Source organism: Pseudomonas sp. NFACC05-1 (genome assembly GCF_900100135.1).
GTDB lineage: Bacteria > Pseudomonadota > Gammaproteobacteria > Pseudomonadales > Pseudomonadaceae > Aquipseudomonas > Aquipseudomonas fluorescens_Q.
In genome coordinates this window covers 127,566-143,578 of record NZ_FMTR01000013.1, presented here as the reverse complement: position 1 = coordinate 143,578, position 16,013 = coordinate 127,566, and the positions used below count along the sequence as shown (strand labels likewise).

At 58.1% G+C, this 16,013-nt stretch carries 17 protein-coding genes; 14 read left to right on the top strand and 3 right to left on the bottom strand.

Features of this window, described 5'->3' with window-relative positions:
- Window positions 1-5: 5 nt before the first annotated feature.
- From recF to dnaA, 3 genes are read right to left on the bottom strand one after another with little or no spacing between them, the layout of a single operon-like run.
- Complete coding sequence (gene recF, locus BLO97_RS19435; RefSeq protein ID WP_063323653.1) at window positions 6-1,109, bottom strand: DNA replication/repair protein RecF; 1,104 nt, start codon at window positions 1,107-1,109, stop codon at window positions 6-8.
- A gap of 20 nt (window positions 1,110-1,129) precedes the next feature.
- A complete protein-coding gene (dnaN, locus tag BLO97_RS19430; protein ID WP_003196145.1) occupies window positions 1,130-2,233 on the bottom strand; it encodes a DNA polymerase III subunit beta in 1,104 nt (367 codons plus the stop codon).
- 39 nt (window positions 2,234-2,272) lie between these two features.
- Window positions 2,273-3,799, bottom strand: a complete 1,527-nt coding sequence (dnaA, locus tag BLO97_RS19425) for a chromosomal replication initiator protein DnaA (RefSeq protein ID WP_092147503.1) — start codon at window positions 3,797-3,799, stop codon at window positions 2,273-2,275.
- A gap of 566 nt (window positions 3,800-4,365) precedes the next feature.
- On the opposite strand from dnaA, the gene rpmH reads away from it, so the two are divergent.
- The 14 genes from rpmH (at window position 4,366) to BLO97_RS19350 (ending at window position 16,002) form a co-directional block, all read left to right on the top strand.
- Window positions 4,366-4,500, top strand: a complete 135-nt coding sequence (rpmH, locus tag BLO97_RS19420; protein WP_003213577.1) for a 50S ribosomal protein L34 — start codon at window positions 4,366-4,368, stop codon at window positions 4,498-4,500.
- A 16-nt stretch (window positions 4,501-4,516) separates the two neighbouring features.
- Entirely contained in the window at window positions 4,517-4,918 is a 402-nt protein-coding gene (rnpA, locus tag BLO97_RS19415) for a ribonuclease P protein component (protein WP_003207107.1), read from the top strand.
- Window positions 4,911-5,156 (top strand): membrane protein insertion efficiency factor YidD, encoded by a 246-nt coding sequence (yidD, locus tag BLO97_RS19410; protein ID WP_010465488.1) that lies wholly within the window; start codon window positions 4,911-4,913, stop codon window positions 5,154-5,156. Before rnpA ends, yidD begins: the two co-directional genes overlap by 8 nt.
- A 2-nt stretch (window positions 5,157-5,158) precedes the next feature.
- Window positions 5,159-6,841, top strand: a complete 1,683-nt coding sequence (yidC, locus tag BLO97_RS19405; protein WP_063323654.1) for a membrane protein insertase YidC — start codon at window positions 5,159-5,161, stop codon at window positions 6,839-6,841.
- Between the two features lie 79 nt (window positions 6,842-6,920).
- Window positions 6,921-8,291, top strand: coding sequence for a tRNA uridine-5-carboxymethylaminomethyl(34) synthesis GTPase MnmE (gene mnmE, locus BLO97_RS19400; protein WP_092147509.1), 1,371 nt, complete (start codon window positions 6,921-6,923; stop codon window positions 8,289-8,291).
- Between the two features lie 564 nt (window positions 8,292-8,855).
- Complete coding sequence (mnmG, locus tag BLO97_RS19390; RefSeq protein WP_092347420.1) at window positions 8,856-10,754, top strand: tRNA uridine-5-carboxymethylaminomethyl(34) synthesis enzyme MnmG; 1,899 nt, start codon at window positions 8,856-8,858, stop codon at window positions 10,752-10,754.
- A gap of 5 nt (window positions 10,755-10,759) precedes the next feature.
- Window positions 10,760-11,395, top strand: a complete 636-nt coding sequence (gene rsmG, locus BLO97_RS19385) for a 16S rRNA (guanine(527)-N(7))-methyltransferase RsmG (protein WP_170845928.1) — start codon at window positions 10,760-10,762, stop codon at window positions 11,393-11,395.
- 18 nt (window positions 11,396-11,413) lie between these two features.
- Window positions 11,414-12,211, top strand: coding sequence for a ParA family protein (locus BLO97_RS19380; protein ID WP_003207100.1), 798 nt, complete (start codon window positions 11,414-11,416; stop codon window positions 12,209-12,211).
- Window positions 12,212-12,220: 9 nt separating this feature from the next.
- Window positions 12,221-13,093, top strand: a complete 873-nt coding sequence (locus BLO97_RS19375) for a ParB/RepB/Spo0J family partition protein (protein WP_003207098.1) — start codon at window positions 12,221-12,223, stop codon at window positions 13,091-13,093.
- Between the two features lie 148 nt (window positions 13,094-13,241).
- Complete coding sequence (locus BLO97_RS19370) at window positions 13,242-13,649, top strand: F0F1 ATP synthase subunit I (RefSeq protein ID WP_063323658.1); 408 nt, start codon at window positions 13,242-13,244, stop codon at window positions 13,647-13,649.
- 16 nt (window positions 13,650-13,665) lie between these two features.
- Window positions 13,666-14,535 carry a F0F1 ATP synthase subunit A gene (gene atpB, locus BLO97_RS19365; protein ID WP_063323659.1) on the top strand — a complete coding sequence of 290 codons (870 nt, stop codon included), beginning with the start codon at window positions 13,666-13,668 and terminating at the stop codon, window positions 14,533-14,535.
- Between the two features lie 131 nt (window positions 14,536-14,666).
- Complete coding sequence (gene atpE, locus BLO97_RS19360) at window positions 14,667-14,924, top strand: F0F1 ATP synthase subunit C (protein ID WP_003097235.1); 258 nt, start codon at window positions 14,667-14,669, stop codon at window positions 14,922-14,924.
- 58 nt (window positions 14,925-14,982) lie between these two features.
- Window positions 14,983-15,453: a F0F1 ATP synthase subunit B gene (locus BLO97_RS19355; RefSeq protein ID WP_047230097.1), complete on the top strand. Its 471-nt coding sequence runs from the start codon at window positions 14,983-14,985 to the stop codon at window positions 15,451-15,453.
- Window positions 15,454-15,465: 12 nt separating this feature from the next.
- The gene (locus tag BLO97_RS19350; RefSeq protein ID WP_003207094.1) at window positions 15,466-16,002 is read left to right on the top strand and encodes a F0F1 ATP synthase subunit delta; all 537 of its coding nucleotides are present in this window, start codon (window positions 15,466-15,468) and stop codon (window positions 16,000-16,002) included.
- Window positions 16,003-16,013: the final 11 nt, after the last annotated feature.

Below are 16,013 nucleotides of genomic sequence, written 5' to 3'. Positions count from 1 at the left end.
TGCCTTCACTCCCGATGGTCGTGGGTCTGGGTGATACGGCCCTGTTCCACGTGGAACAGGGCGACTGGCGTTTCCGTCTGCCAGCCTTCCCTCAATAATTCGTGGTCTACACAGGTGATGAACACCTGGCAGCGTAAGTCTTCCAACAAGCGGCAAAGCGCGCGACGGTGGGCTTCGTCCAACTCGGACGGCAAGTCATCCACCAGATAAATACACTGACCGCGCCGGGCTTGGCTGACCAGGTGCCCTTGGGCGATACGCAAGGCACACACCACCAACTTCTGCTGCCCCCGGGACAAGATGTCCGCGGCATTATGCGCGCCCAATCTGAGGCGCAAGTCAGCGCGTTGCGGTCCAGCCTGGGTATGGCCCATCTGCTGGTCCCGCTGCAACGAGCCAGCCAGCACGGTGCTCAATTCCCGGTCCTTGTCCCAGCCTCGGTAATAGCTGAGCGTCAGGCCCTCAAGCTCAACCAGTTCGCTCAAGGTCTGCTCGAAGACCGGTTTCAAGGCTTTGATGTAAGCGCGGCGGTATTCATCGATTTCAGCGCTGGCCTGGCACAGTTCCCTGTCCCAAACCGCTTGCGAAACGGCGTCAAGTGTACCATGTCGCAGCCAAGAGTTTCGCTGGCGCAGCGCCTTCTGCAAGCGCTGCCAAGTCGCCATGAAGCGCGGTTCCACGTGGAACACGCCCCAGTCGAGAAATTGCCGACGAATCTTCGGTGCGCCCTCCAACAGACGGAAGCTGTCCGGGTTGATCAACTGCAATGGCAGGATCTCGGCCAGCTGAGCAGCGCTGCGAGCGTTCTGCCCATCGATGCGGATCTGGAACTCGCCCTGCCGGTCCCGCGAGATCCCCAGGGCGCTATGGCCGCCTTCTGCCAGCTCCACCTGCCCGAACACCGTGCACGCCAGTTGATCGTACTGGATGACCGGTAACAGGCGGGTGCTGCGAAACGAACGGGCAAGCCCCAGCAGGTGCACGGCTTCCAGGACGCTGGTTTTGCCGCTGCCGTTGGCGCCGTAAAGGATATTGATGCGGGGGGAGGGGGAGAAGGTCACCGGGTGCAGATTGCGCACCGCGGTGACCGAGACGCGACTTAAGGACATCTAGCTTCTGCTGGGCATGATTACAGACGCATCGGCATGACAACGTAAGCCGAATCGTCGTTATCAGACTCTTGCACCAGCGCACTGCTGTTGGAGTCGGACAGGATCAGACGCACTTGCTCGGTGGTCATCACGCCCAGCACGTCGAGCAGGTAGCTGACGTTGAAGCCGATTTCCAGGGAGCCGCCGTTGTACTCAACGCCTACTTCTTCTTCCGCTTCTTCCTGCTCCGGGTTGTTCGCCTGGATCTTCAGCTGACCATTGGCCAGTTGCAGACGGATGCCACGGTACTTCTCGTTAGACAGGATCGCGGTACGGCTGAAGGCTTCGCGCAGGGCCTGGCGATCGCCCAACACCAGCTTGTCACCGCCTTTTGGCAGCACGCGCTCGTAGTCAGGGAACTTGCCGTCGACCAGCTTCGAGGTGAAGGTGAACTCACCGGTGGTGGCGCGGATGTGGTGCTGGCCCAACACGATGCTGACGTTGCCGTCCGGCTCGGTCAGCAGGCGGGCCAGTTCCAGGATACCTTTGCGCGGCACGATCACCTGGTGGCGATCCGGCTGACCGATATCGGCCTGCATCGAGCACATGGCCAGGCGATGCCCGTCGGTGGCAACGGCGCGGATGACGCCGGCGGAAACCTCCAGGAGCATGCCGTTGAGGTAATAACGCACGTCCTGCTGGGCCATGGCGAAACTGGTGCGTTCGATCAGGCGACGCAATTTGCTCTGGTCCAGGCTGCAGGTCAGCGAACCTGGGCCTTCTTCCACGGTCGGGAAATCGTTGGCCGGCAGGGTCGACAAGGTGAAGCGACTGCGACCGGCCTTGACCACGAGCTTCTGCTCATCGACCTTGATGTCGATCAGCGCGTCGTTGGGCAGGCTCTTGCAGATGTCCATCAGCTTGCGCGCCGGCACGGTGATGGAACCCGGATCAGCCGGTTCTTCAAGTTGCACACGACCGACCAGCTCGACTTCCAGGTCGGTACCGGTCAGCGACAATTGCTGGCCTTCGACAACCAGCAGCACGTTGGAAAGTACCGGCAAGGTCTGGCGGCGTTCGACGACGCCTGCGACCAGTTGCAGGGGTTTCAACAGGGCTTCGCGTTGAATGGTGAAATGCATGGTCTAGTCCCTTGCCTTAATAAGCTGCGCTGGTGGTCATCAAGTGGTCAGTGTACGCAGCAGGTTCTTGTAGTCCTCGCGGATGTCCGCGTCGGATTCCTTAAGTTCGTTGATCTTGCGGCAGGCGTGCAGCACGGTGGTGTGGTCGCGTCCGCCAAACACATCGCCGATTTCCGGCAGGCTGTGGTTGGTCAGTTCCTTGGACAGGGCCATGGCCACCTGACGCGGACGTGCTACCGAACGCGAACGGCGTTTGGACAGCAGGTCGGAAATCTTGATTTTGTAGTATTCCGCAACGGTTCGCTGAATGTTATCCACAGAAACCAATTTGTCCTGAAGCGCCAACAAGTCCTTCAAGGATTCGCGAATCAACTCGATGGTGATGTCGCGGCCCATGAAGTGCGAGTGAGCGATCACCCGCTTGAGGGCACCTTCGAGCTCACGCACGTTGGAGCGGATACGCTGGGCGATGAAGAATGCGGCGTCGTGAGGCAGCTCGACCTTGGCCTGGTCGGCTTTCTTCATCAGGATCGCGACCCGGGTTTCCAGCTCGGGCGGCTCGACGGCCACCGTCAGGCCCCAGCCGAAACGCGACTTGAGACGTTCTTCAAGGCCTTCGATTTCTTTCGGGTAGCGGTCACTGGTGAGAATGACCTGCTGCCCGCCTTCAAGCAATGCGTTGAAGGTGTGGAAAAACTCTTCCTGGGAACGTTCCTTGCGGGCGAAGAACTGAATATCGTCGATCAGCAGAGCGTCCACCGAACGGTAGAAACGCTTGAACTCGTTGATCGCGTTCAGCTGCAGCGCCTTGACCATGTCGGCCACGAAACGCTCGGAATGCAGGTACACGACCTTGGCATTCGGGTTCTTCTTTAATAGGTGGTTGCCCACCGCATGCATCAAGTGGGTCTTACCCAAGCCTACGCCACCATAAAGGAACAGCGGGTTGTAGCCATGCTTGGGGTTATCCGCGACCTGCCAGGCCGCAGCGCGAGCCAGTTGGTTGGATTTACCTTCGACGAAATTCTCGAAGGTAAAGGTCCGATTCAGGTAGCTGGTGTGCTTGAGCGCACCTTCGACCTGGACGGTGCGCTGTTCGGCACGCACCGGCGCCTGCTGGGAGCTGGCACCGGCCATGGGGTCGAAGCTGTCCCGGGAGGGCTCTTCGCTGACCTCGGCGACCTTTTGTGCGCTGCGTTTGCTCGGGGCAGGCGCGGGTGCCGGGGCGGCATGGTTGTTAACCGGTGCCGTTGCAGCCTGCTGGGCCTGTGACGCTGCGGCGGCCAGCGGCGCATTGGGTGCGGCGCGCGGTGCCGAGCTGCGCTTGCTGCCTATTAATAAGGACAACGCAGGCGCCATGCCATTGCCATGCTCGTCGAGCAGTTCCATGACCCGGCCCAGGTACTTTTCGTTGACCCAGTCGAGAACGAAACGGTTCGGTGCATAGACACGCAACTCGTCGCCTTCGGCTTCGACCTGTAGTGGACGGATCCAAGTGTTGAATTGTTGGGCAGGCAGCTCATCGCGCAAAAGCTCCACGCACTGCTGCCAAAGTTCCACTGACACGGATATCCCCTAAGTTGAAAGCCGGTGAGGCAAAAACAAGCGGCCATTGTAGCGAGCAGACGCCCACTTATCCACATGCAGCTTGCTGATTGCCCATGATTTATCAATGCGTTAACCGCGAGAAAGACGACGGGCGGTCAGTGGATAAGCTCTGTGGATAACCCGGCCTGAGGTCGTTGCACAAGTGGGGGCGAAAGTCGGTGGATAACCGGCCTGTGGATAACATGGCTTTCCACACACAGCTTATCCGACAGCGCAGCACAGGCTGGCCACTGCTTTCCCCTGTAGTTGTCATTCTCTGTACATGGCGTGCTACAAGGCCTGAGCATGGTTATCCACAGACAGGTGGCGGCCTTGCTTTTATAAGCTTTACAGAAAAGCTTTAAATAATTCCCTTCTTTATTTCTATATCTAGCGTCGTGTGATGAATCCGCCCAAGCGTCCGGATATCTATTTAAAGGAAACGCTGGTTGGAAATTGACCTAGAGGCTTGCTTTCTCTAGAATCCCCGGTCTCTTAAAACGGGGGCCATTCCGGCCCGTTGTGGACGAACCAGGTAACACGACATGAAACGTACTTTCCAACCAAGCACTATCAAACGCGCTCGTACCCACGGTTTCCGTGCTCGCATGGCTACCAAGAACGGTCGTGCCGTCCTGTCGCGTCGTCGCGCCAAAGGTCGTGCGCGTCTGGCAGTTTGATAATCCGGCACTGGAGGTGAGTCAGGACTTCAGTCGGGAAAAGCGTCTGCTTACACCCCGGCATTTCAAGGCAGTCTTTGACTCCCCTACCGGCAAGGTTCCGGGGAAAAATCTCCTGCTCCTTGCGCGCAGTAACGATCTCGATCACCCCCGACTAGGGCTGGTTATCGGGAAAAAGAGCGTCAAGCTCTCTGTTCAGCGCAATCGCCTCAAACGTCTGATGCGCGAATCGTTTCGCCTGAACCAGGATTCACTGGTTGGATGGGACATTGTTATCGTCGCGCGCAAAGGTTTGGGTGACGTAGAAAACCCCGAATTGATTCAGCATTTCGGCAAGCTCTGGAAACGTCTGGCCCGCAACAAGCCAGTACCAGCAGTCAACACCGAAACTGTAGGGGTAGACAGTCCCGATGCGTAAACTGGCACTCGTTCCGATCCAGTTTTACCGCTATGCCATTAGTCCTTTGATGGCCAGTCACTGTCGTTTCTACCCCAGTTGTTCCTGCTACGCGTACGAAGCCATAGAAAATCATGGCCTACTGCGCGGTGGCTGGCTGACCTTTCGTCGTTTAGGTCGCTGTCATCCGTGGAATCCCGGCGGTTATGACCCGGTTCCGCCTATCCCTACCTCCCGTTCTTCTTCGATGGCCGAGTAATCATGGATATCAAACGCACGATCCTGATCGTCGCCCTGGCAATCGTGTCCTACGTCATGGTCCTTAAATGGAACCAGGACTATGGCCAGGCTGCCCTGCCGACTCAGAATGTTGCAGCCAGCAATACCGCACCGAGCCTGCCGGATGCCCCAGTTGGCAACAATGCTGCCAGCAATGACGACATCCCGCGCGCGGCAAGCGATACCAGCGCTCCCGCCGAAGCCCCGGTGGCCGTAAGCAAAGATCTCATCCAGATCAAGACGGACGTGCTCGAGCTGGCAATCGATCCACAAGGTGGTGACGTCGCCCAGCTGAAGCTGCCGCTGTATCCACGTCGCCAGGATCATCCGGAAATCCCGTTCCAGTTGTTCGACAACGGTAACGAGCGCACCTATCTGGCCCAAAGTGGCCTGATCGGTACCAACGGCCCGGATTCGAGCCCGGCCGGTCGCCCGGTCTACTCCGCCGAGAAGAAGACTTATCAACTGGCTGACGGTCAGGACCAACTGGTTGTCGACCTGAAGTTCAGCAAGGATGGCGTCAACTACATCAAGCGTTTCACCTTGAAACGTGGCCTGTATGACGTAACCGTCTCTTACCTGATCGACAACCAGAGCGCCCAGCCTTGGTCCGGCGCGATGTTTGCGCAACTCAAGCGTGACGCCAGCGACGATCCTTCCTCCAGCACGGCCACCGGCACCGCGACTTACCTGGGCGCCGCCCTGTGGACAAGTTCGGAGCCGTACAAGAAAGTGTCCATGAAGGACATGGACAAGGGCCAGATCAAGGAAACCGTTCAAGGTGGCTGGGTTGCCTGGCTGCAGCACTATTTTGTAACTGCCTGGATCCCGCAGAAGGGCGAAAACAACGTCGTCCAGACGCGTAAAGACGGCAAAGGCAACTACATCGTCGGCTACACCGGCCCGGCATTGACCGCCGCGCCAGGTGCAAAAGTCGAAACCAGTGCCATTCTGTACGCCGGTCCTAAAAGCCAGGCGGTACTGAAAGAGTTGTCCCCAGGTCTGGAATTGACCGTGGACTACGGTTTCCTGTGGTTCATTGCCCAGCCGATCTTCTGGCTGCTGCAACATATCCACAGCATCGTCGGTAACTGGGGTTGGTCGATCATTTTCCTGACCATGCTGATCAAGGGGATTTTCTTCCCGTTGTCGGCCGCCAGCTACAAATCCATGGCTCGCATGCGCGCAGTGGCCCCGAAACTGGCGGCCCTGAAAGAACAACATGGCGATGACCGGCAGAAAATGTCCCAGGCCATGATGGAGCTGTACAAGAAAGAGAAGATCAACCCTTTGGGTGGTTGCTTGCCGATTCTTGTACAAATGCCTGTGTTCCTGGCGCTGTACTGGGTGCTGCTGGAAAGCGTGGAGATGCGCCAGGCACCGTTCATGCTGTGGATTACCGACCTGTCGATCAAGGATCCGTTCTTCATCCTGCCGATCATCATGGGCGCGACCATGTTCATCCAGCAGCAGCTGAACCCGACGCCTCCGGACCCGATGCAGGCGAAGGTGATGAAAATGATGCCAATCATCTTCACCTTCTTCTTCCTGTGGTTCCCGGCGGGTCTTGTGCTGTACTGGGTTGTGAACAACGTGTTGTCCATTACCCAGCAGTGGTACATCACGCGTAAGATCGAAGCGGCTGCGAAAAAAGCCGAGGCGTAACTTGCTCTGTGGATAACCACACAAAACGCCCCCTAGTGGGGCGTTTTGCTATCTGCCACTTTTGTCTGGATACCGGTTTATGAGCGCACCGCGTGAAACCATTGCCGCCGTTGCCACCGCCCAAGGTCGCGGCGGTGTCGGCATCGTCCGTATTTCGGGGCCCTTGGCCAGTGTCGCGGCCAGGGCAATCAGCGGTCGTGAACTCAAACCGCGGTTTGCTCATTACGGTCCGTTTTTCAGTGATGACCAGCAGGTCCTCGACGAGGGGCTGGCCTTGTATTTCCCGGGGCCGAATTCGTTCACCGGCGAAGACGTGCTGGAACTGCAAGGGCACGGCGGCCCCATCGTGCTGGACATGCTGCTCAAGCGTTGCCTGGAGCTGGGCTGTCGCCTGGCCCGGCCGGGCGAGTTCAGTGAACGGGCATTCCTCAACGACAAGCTCGACCTGGCCCAGGCCGAGGCGATCGCCGATTTGATCGAAGCCAGTTCTGCACAGGCGGCCCGCAACGCATTGCGATCCTTGCAGGGTGCGTTTTCCCAGCGTGTGCATAACCTCACCGAACAATTGATCGGCCTGCGGATTTACGTCGAGGCCGCGATTGATTTCCCGGAAGAGGAAATCGACTTCCTAGCCGATGGCCACGTGTTGAGCATGCTGGATAAAGTGCGCGATGAGTTATCCACCGTACTGCGCGAAGCCGGGCAGGGTGCCTTGTTGCGCGATGGGATGACCGTGGTGATCGCTGGGCGGCCGAATGCCGGCAAGTCCAGCCTGTTGAATGCCCTGGCCGGGCGCGAGGCGGCGATTGTCACCGAGATCGCCGGCACCACTCGGGACATCCTGCGTGAACATATCCACATCGATGGCATGCCACTGCACGTCGTGGATACCGCAGGTTTGCGCGACACTGATGACCGGGTGGAAAAAATCGGCGTTGAGAGGGCGCTCAAGGCCATCGGTGAAGCCGACCGGGTCCTGCTGGTGGTGGATGCAACCGCACCGGAAGCGGACGATCCATTTGCCTTGTGGCCTGAATTCCTCGAAGTCCGCCCGGATCCCGCGAAAGTCACCTTGATCCGTAACAAGGCCGACCTGACCGGGGAAGCGATTGTCCTTGAGGTCAGCAACGACGGCCATGTGACGATCAGCCTGAGCGCAAAGGCGGCGGGTGAAGGCCTGGAACTGCTGCGTGAACACCTCAAGGCCTGCATGGGCTATGAGCAGACCTCGGAAAGCAGCTTCAGCGCCCGCCGGCGGCATCTTGAAGCCTTGCGCCATGCCAGCGCCGCCCTGGAACACGGTCGCGCGCAGTTGACCTTGGCGGGGGCGGGTGAGTTGTTGGCCGAAGACCTTCGCCAGGCCCAACATTCCCTTGGGGAAATTACCGGCGCCTTCAGCTCCGATGACCTGTTGGGGCGGATCTTTTCCAGCTTCTGCATCGGTAAATAACCCCGCTTTTCAAACCGGGTTTGTCCTCGAAGCCTCTCGAGTCCAACGCAAACCCGGTTCCTCCTCTCTGTTTTTGAAACGATTGCCATTGATGGCGGCTTGCCTGTGGACGCTGCGGTGATCCATCGCGGCGAGTTTCTGTGGATTAAGCCCTGTGAATAACTGCCACTGAGGTCGGTTGATAAACCCCCCTCAAATCTGAAGATAACCGCCTCTGTGGATAACAGGTCCATTCATCCACAGGCTTACACCGGTTATCCAACCCCCTCATTGCCACCTGACCACAGGGTTTCGAATCTCTGTACACATTGAAAATAAAGGCCTGTGTAATGTTATCCACAGAAAGGAGGCTCAGTAAGAATAAACATAAAAACAAAGGTTTTATAAATTTCTTTCTTTTTAATTTCTTTAACCGCGAGTTTTCCACAGCTGGTTAAATTTTGTGCAAAGGGTTCTTTAGGAAAGGGGAAGTCCCTATACTTGCCGACCTGGCTCGAAAAACGCTCCGGCCAGGCTCAAGACCTATTTCCGAATTACCTGAATTAAGCAGGCACGAGGTGCGTGGTGGATTTCCCTTCCCGTTTTGAAGTGATCGTCATCGGCGGCGGTCATGCCGGTACCGAGGCAGCACTTGCATCAGCACGCATGGGGGCAAAAACCCTGTTGCTGACGCATAACGTGGAAACCCTCGGTGCCATGAGTTGCAACCCTGCCATTGGTGGGATTGGCAAGAGCCACCTGGTCAAGGAAATCGATGCCCTGGGCGGCGCGATGGCCATGGCCACCGATAAAGGTGGTATTCAGTTCCGCGTATTGAACAGTCGCAAAGGCCCAGCCGTGCGCGCTACTCGCGCCCAGGCCGACCGAATCCTGTACAAGGCCGCTGTCCGCGAAATCCTGGAAAACCAGCCGAACCTGTGGATATTTCAACAAGCAGCGGATGACCTGATTGTCGAGCAGGACCAGGTACGCGGTGTCGTCACGCAAATGGGCCTGCGTTTCCTCGCCGATTCCGTAGTGCTGACCACCGGGACATTCCTCGGTGGACTTATCCACATTGGTTTGCAGAACTTTTCCGGTGGTCGCGCGGGTGATCCGCCGTCGATCGCTCTGGCTCATCGTTTGCGTGAGCTGCCGTTGCGTGTCGGGCGCTTGAAAACCGGTACGCCACCGCGTATCGACGGTCGGTCTGTGGATTTCTCGGTGATGACCGAGCAGCCTGGCGATACGCCGATCCCGGTCATGTCGTTCATGGGCAACAAGGAACAGCATCCACGGCAAGTCAGTTGCTGGATCACCCACACCAATGCCCGCACCCATGAAATTATTGCGGCGAACCTCGACCGTTCGCCGATGTATTCCGCTGCCGGTGAAATCGAAGGCATCGGCCCGCGTTATTGCCCGTCGATCGAAGACAAGATCCATCGCTTCGCCGACAAGGAAAGCCACCAGGTCTTCATCGAGCCGGAAGGCCTGACGACCCACGAGCTGTACCCGAACGGGATCTCAACCTCCCTGCCGTTCGATGTGCAATTGCAGATCGTGCAGTCGATTCGCGGCATGGAAAACGCCCACATCGTTCGCCCGGGCTACGCCATCGAGTACGACTACTTCGATCCGCGTGACCTGAAGTACAGCCTGGAAACCAAGGTCATTGGCGGCCTGTTCTTCGCCGGGCAGATCAACGGCACCACCGGTTACGAAGAGGCCGGCGCCCAAGGGTTGTTGGCCGGTGCCAACGCGGCACTGCGCGCCCAGGGCAAGGACAGCTGGTGCCCACGCCGCGATGAGGCATACATCGGCGTACTGGTGGATGACCTGATTACCCTGGGCACCCAGGAACCGTATCGGATGTTCACGTCCCGCGCCGAATATCGCCTGATCCTTCGCGAAGACAACGCCGACCTGCGCCTGACCGAGAAAGGTCGTGAGCTGGGGCTGGTGGATGACGTGCGTTGGGCTGCGTTCTGCAAGAAACGTGAAGGCATCGAACTGGAAGAGCAGCGCCTGAAAAGCACCTGGGTTCGCCCTGGTACCGAGCAGGGCGATGCCATTGCCGCGAAATTTGGCACGCCGCTGACCCACGAATACAACCTGCTCAACCTCTTGAGCCGCCCGGAAATCGATTATGCCGGGTTGGTGGAAGTAACCGGCCAAGGGGCGGAAGATCCACAAGTGGCCGAGCAGGTCGAAATCAAGACCAAGTACGCCGGTTACATCGACCGTCAGCAAGACGAAATCGCCCGTCTGCGCGCCAGTGAGGACACCAAGCTGCCTGTGGATATCGATTACACCGGCATTTCCGGGTTATCGAAGGAAATCCAGAGCAAGCTCGGTGCGACCCGTCCAGAGACCCTGGGCCAGGCCTCGCGCATTCCCGGCGTCACGCCAGCGGCGATTTCCCTGTTGATGATTCATTTGAAAAAACGCGGCGCGGGCCGCCAGTTGGAGCAAAGCGCTTGAGTTCGATGGTCACCTCGCAACACGCTGAAGAGTTATCCACAGGTGCCCGTCAGCTTGGTGTCAACTTGACCGAAGCCCAGCACGCGCAATTGCTGGGTTATCTGGCGTTGTTGATCAAATGGAACAAGGCTTACAACCTGACCGCCGTGCGCGATCCGGATGAAATGGTCTCGCGCCATTTGCTCGACAGCCTCAGCGTCATGTCCTTCATCGAAAACGGTCGCTGGCTGGATGTTGGCAGTGGCGGTGGCATGCCGGGCATCCCGCTGGCGATCCTGTTTCCCGACTCGCAAGTGACCTGCCTGGACAGCAACGGCAAGAAAACCCGCTTCCTGACCCAGGTCAAACTCGAACTCAAACTGGATAACCTGCAAGTTATCCACAGCCGTGTCGAAGCGTTCCAGCCTGCACAGCCTTTCAACGGGATCATCTCCCGGGCGTTCAGCAGCATGGAGAACTTCAGCAACTGGACGCGCCACCTGGGCGACGCCGATACGCGCTGGCTGGCAATGAAGGGCGTTCATCCGGCCGATGAGCTGGTAGCATTGCCGGCAGACTTCCACCTCGATAGCGAACACGCCTTGGCCGTACCCGGTTGCCAAGGCCAACGCCATCTGCTGATACTGCGCCGCACGGCATGATTGGGAACACAAGCAAGAATGGCTAAGGTATTCGCGATAGCGAACCAGAAGGGTGGTGTGGGCAAGACCACCACCTGTATCAACCTCGCAGCATCCCTGGTCGCGACCAAGCGCCGGGTGCTGTTGATCGATCTCGATCCACAGGGCAACGCCACCATGGGTAGCGGTGTGGATAAGCATGGCCTGGAAAACTCCATCTACGACGTCCTGATCGGCGAATGCGATCTGGGCCAGGCCATGCACTTCTCCGAACACGGCGGTTATCAACTGCTGCCGGCCAACCGTGACCTGACGGCGGCCGAAGTGGTGCTGCTGGAAATGCAGATGAAGGAAAGCCGCCTGCGCAGCGCCTTGGCGCCGATCCGGGAAAACTACGATTACATCCTGATCGACTGCCCGCCGTCGCTGTCGATGCTGACCCTCAACGCCCTGGTGGCGGCCGATGGGGTGATTATCCCCATGCAGTGCGAATATTTCGCATTGGAAGGCTTGAGCGACCTTGTGGATAACATCAAGCGCATCGCCGAACTGTTGAACCCGGACCTGAAGGTCGAAGGCCTGCTGCGGACCATGTACGACCCGCGCCTGAGCCTGATGAACGATGTGTCGGCCCAGCTCAAGGAACACTTCGGCGAGCAGCTCTACGACACGGTCATCCCGCGGAACATCCGCCTGGCCGAAGCGCCCAGCTACGGCATGCCGGCCCTGGCCTACGACAAACAATCCCGTGGTGCGCTGGCCTACCTGGCCCTGGCGGGCGAGATGGTTCGCCGTCAGCGCCGTAACCCACGCACCGCTGCAGCCCAGCCAACTTAAGGAAACCCCATGGCCGTCAAGAAACGAGGTCTCGGACGTGGACTGGATGCACTGCTCAGTGGTCCCACTGTCAGTTCGCTGGAAGAGCAGGCCGTACAGGTCGATCAACGCGAGTTGCAGCACCTGCCGCTGGACCTGATCCAGCGCGGCAAATACCAGCCGCGCCGGGACATGGATCCCCAGGCGCTGGAAGAACTGGCCCAGTCGATCAAGAGCCAGGGCGTGATGCAGCCGATCGTGGTCCGGCCGATCGCCAACGGGCGCTTCGAGATCATTGCCGGCGAACGTCGCTGGCGCGCCAGCCAGCAGGCCGGCCAGGAAACCATTCCGGCGATGGTCCGCGATGTGCCGGATGAAACCGCCATCGCCATGGCGCTGATCGAGAACATCCAGCGCGAAGACCTCAATCCGATTGAAGAAGCCGTGGCCCTGCAACGTTTGCAGCAGGAGTTCCAGCTGACCCAGCAACAAGTTGCCGAGGCGGTGGGCAAGTCCCGCGTGACCGTGGCCAATTTGTTGCGCCTGATTGCGTTGCCGGAAGTCATCAAGACCATGCTGTCCCATGGCGACCTGGAAATGGGCCATGCCCGTGCATTGCTCGGTTTGCCGGAAAATCAACAGGTTGAAGGGGCGCGACATGTTGTCGCACGCGGTCTGACTGTGCGCCAAACTGAAGCACTGGTTCGTCAGTGGCTGAGTGGCAAACCGGCCCCTGTCGAGGCACCCAAAACCGATCCTGATATCGCTCGCCTGGAACAGCGCCTGGCCGAGCGCCTGGGCTCTGCGGTGCAGATCCGCCACGGCAAGAAGGGCAAAGGGCAACTGGTGATTGGCTACAACTCCCTCGATGAGCTGCAAGGCGTCCTTGCACACATTCGCTGAAACAATTGCTCTTGTAGCGCGCAGTCGGAAATCACTACCTGGCAGTTGAATAGGGGCAGAACCGCCCCTATACTCTGCGCGCATTTTGTCGGCACAAATTATGCCAAGTTATTGAATTATGGCGGCCGACTATTGGAGAGCAAAAGCGATGGAAACCCGCACGCCAAACCGCTTGCCGTTCCATCGTCTGGCAGTTTTCCCGGTTTTGATGGCCCAATTCGCCGTTGTATTGATCGCCGCACTGGCGCTCTGGCAATGGAAAGGAGTCGTCGCCGGATACTCAGGGCTTTGCGGAGGCCTGATAGCCTTGCTTCCCAATATTTACTTCGCTCACAGGGCCTTTCGGTTTTCCGGCGCCCGAGCAGCCCAGGCTATCGTCCGGTCTTTTTATGCCGGCGAGGCGGGGAAACTGATTTTGACGGCAGTGCTGTTTGCATTGACGTTCGCAGGTGTGAAGCCACTGGCGCCGCTGGCTGTATTCAGCGTCTTCGTGCTGACCCAACTGGTTAGCTGGTTCGCTCCCCTGCTAATGAGAACAAGACTTTCGAGACCTTAGGGCGTTTGAGGCAACCATGGCAGAGACAACCGCTTCGGGCTATATCCAGCACCACTTGCAGAACCTGACCTTCGGTCAGCTACCCAACGGCGGCTGGGGCTTTGCCCACACCGCAGCAGAAGCCAAGGAAATGGGTTTCTGGGCTTTCCACGTCGATACCCTCGGCTGGTCGGTCGCATTGGGTCTGATCTTCGTTTTTCTTTTCCGCATGGCGGCAAAGAAGGCGACTTCCGGTCAGCCTGGTGCACTGCAGAACTTCGTTGAAGTACTGGTCGAATTCGTCGATGGCAGCGTGAAGGACAGCTTCCATGGCCGTAGCCCGGTGATCGCACCGTTGGCACTGACCATCTTCGTCTGGGTGTTCCTGATGAACGCCGTCGACCTGGTACCGGTCGACTGGATTCCTCAGTTGGCCATCCTTATCTCCGGCGATGCACACATCCCCTTCCGCGCCGTGTCGACCACCGACCCGAATGCGACCCTGGGCATGGCCTTCTCGGTTTTCGCACTGATCATTTTCTATAGCATCAAGGTCAAGGGCATCGGCGGCTTCATCGGCGAACTGACCCTGCACCCGTTCGGCAGCAAGAACATCCTGGTCCAAGCCCTGCTGATCCCGGTGAACTTCCTGCTCGAATTCGTGACCCTGATCGCCAAACCGATTTCTCTGGCACTGCGTCTGTTCGGCAACATGTATGCCGGCGAACTGGTGTTCATCCTGATCGCTGTGATGTTCGGCAGCGGCCTGCTGTGGCTCAGCGGCCTGGGTGTGGTCCTGCAATGGGCGTGGGCTGTGTTCCACATCCTGATCATCACCCTGCAGGCGTTCATCTTCATGATGTTGACCATCGTCTACCTGTCGATGGCGCACGAAGAAAACCATTAAGGCCAGTCTCGACTAGTCTGATGTCCTTCCCGGTCAAACGGGAAGGAGCCCGAACCGGGCTGAGAAACGATTTGTTTTACCGCTTTAATCTAAAAAACCTAAACCATACGACGTAAAAGTCGGGAGGAAAGATGGAAACTGTAGTTGGTCTAACCGCTATCGCTGTTGCACTGTTGATCGGCCTGGGCGCACTGGGTACCGCAATTGGTTTCGGCCTGTTGGGCGGCAAGTTCCTGGAAGGCGCAGCGCGTCAGCCAGAAATGGTTCCAATGCTGCAAGTCAAAATGTTCATCGTGGCCGGTCTGCTCGACGCCGTGACCATGATCGGTGTTGGTATCGCTCTGTTCTTCACCTTTGCGAACCCGTTCGTTGGTCAAATCGCTGGCTAATTACTCGGATGTCTCGAGTAGATTGGTGTGATGGACAACGTAACTGCGAGGTGTTGGCGTGAACATTAATGCGACCCTGATTGGCCAGTCCGTTGCGTTCCTGATTTTTGTACTGTTCTGCATGAAGTTCGTATGGCCTCCGGTCATTGCGGCATTGCACGAACGTCAAAAGAAGATCGCTGATGGTCTGGACGCTGCCAGCCGTGCAGCTCGCGACCTGGAGTTGGCCCATGAGAAAGTGGGTCAGCAACTGCGCGAAGCGAAAGCTCAGGCAGCTGAAATCATCGAGCAAGCCAAGAAACGCGGTACCCAGATTGTCGACGAAGCCCGTGAACAGGCTCGCGTCGAAGCTGACCGTGTGAAGGCTCAGGCTCAAGCCGAGATCGAACAGGAACTCAACAGTGTCAAAGACGCGCTGCGTGCCCAAGTGGGTGCTCTGGCCGTTGGCGGTGCTTCGAAGATCCTGGGTGCCACAATCGATCAAAACGCGCACGCAGAGCTGGTAAATAAACTAGCTGCTGAAATCTAAGCGAGGGCGATCATGGCAGAACTGACCACGTTGGCCCGACCTTACGCTAAGGCGGCCTTCGAGCACGCTCAGGCCCACCAGCAACTGGCCAATTGGTCAGCCATGCTCGGCCTGGCTGCAGCGGTGTCGCAAGACGACACCATGCAGCGCGTGCTCAAGGCCCCGCGACTGACGAGCGCAGAAAAGGCCGCCACGTTCATTGACGTGTGCGGCGACAAGTTCGATGCCAAGGCACAGAATTTCATTCACGTCGTTGCCGAAAACGACCGTCTCCTGCTTCTGCCGGAGATCGCCACTCTTTTTGACCTGTACAAGGCCGAGCAAGAGAAGTCGGTAGACGTGGAAGTGACCAGTGCTTTCGCATTGAACCAAGAACAGCAAGACAAACTCGCCAAGGTTCTCAGTGCACGACTCAACCGGGAAGTGCGCCTGCAAGTCGAGGAAGACAAGTCCCTGATAGGGGGCGTTGTCATCCGCGCCGGCGACCTGGTTATCGATGGCTCGATTCGCGGCAAAATCGCGAAACTTGCCGAAGCATTGAAATCTTGAGTTTGAAGGGG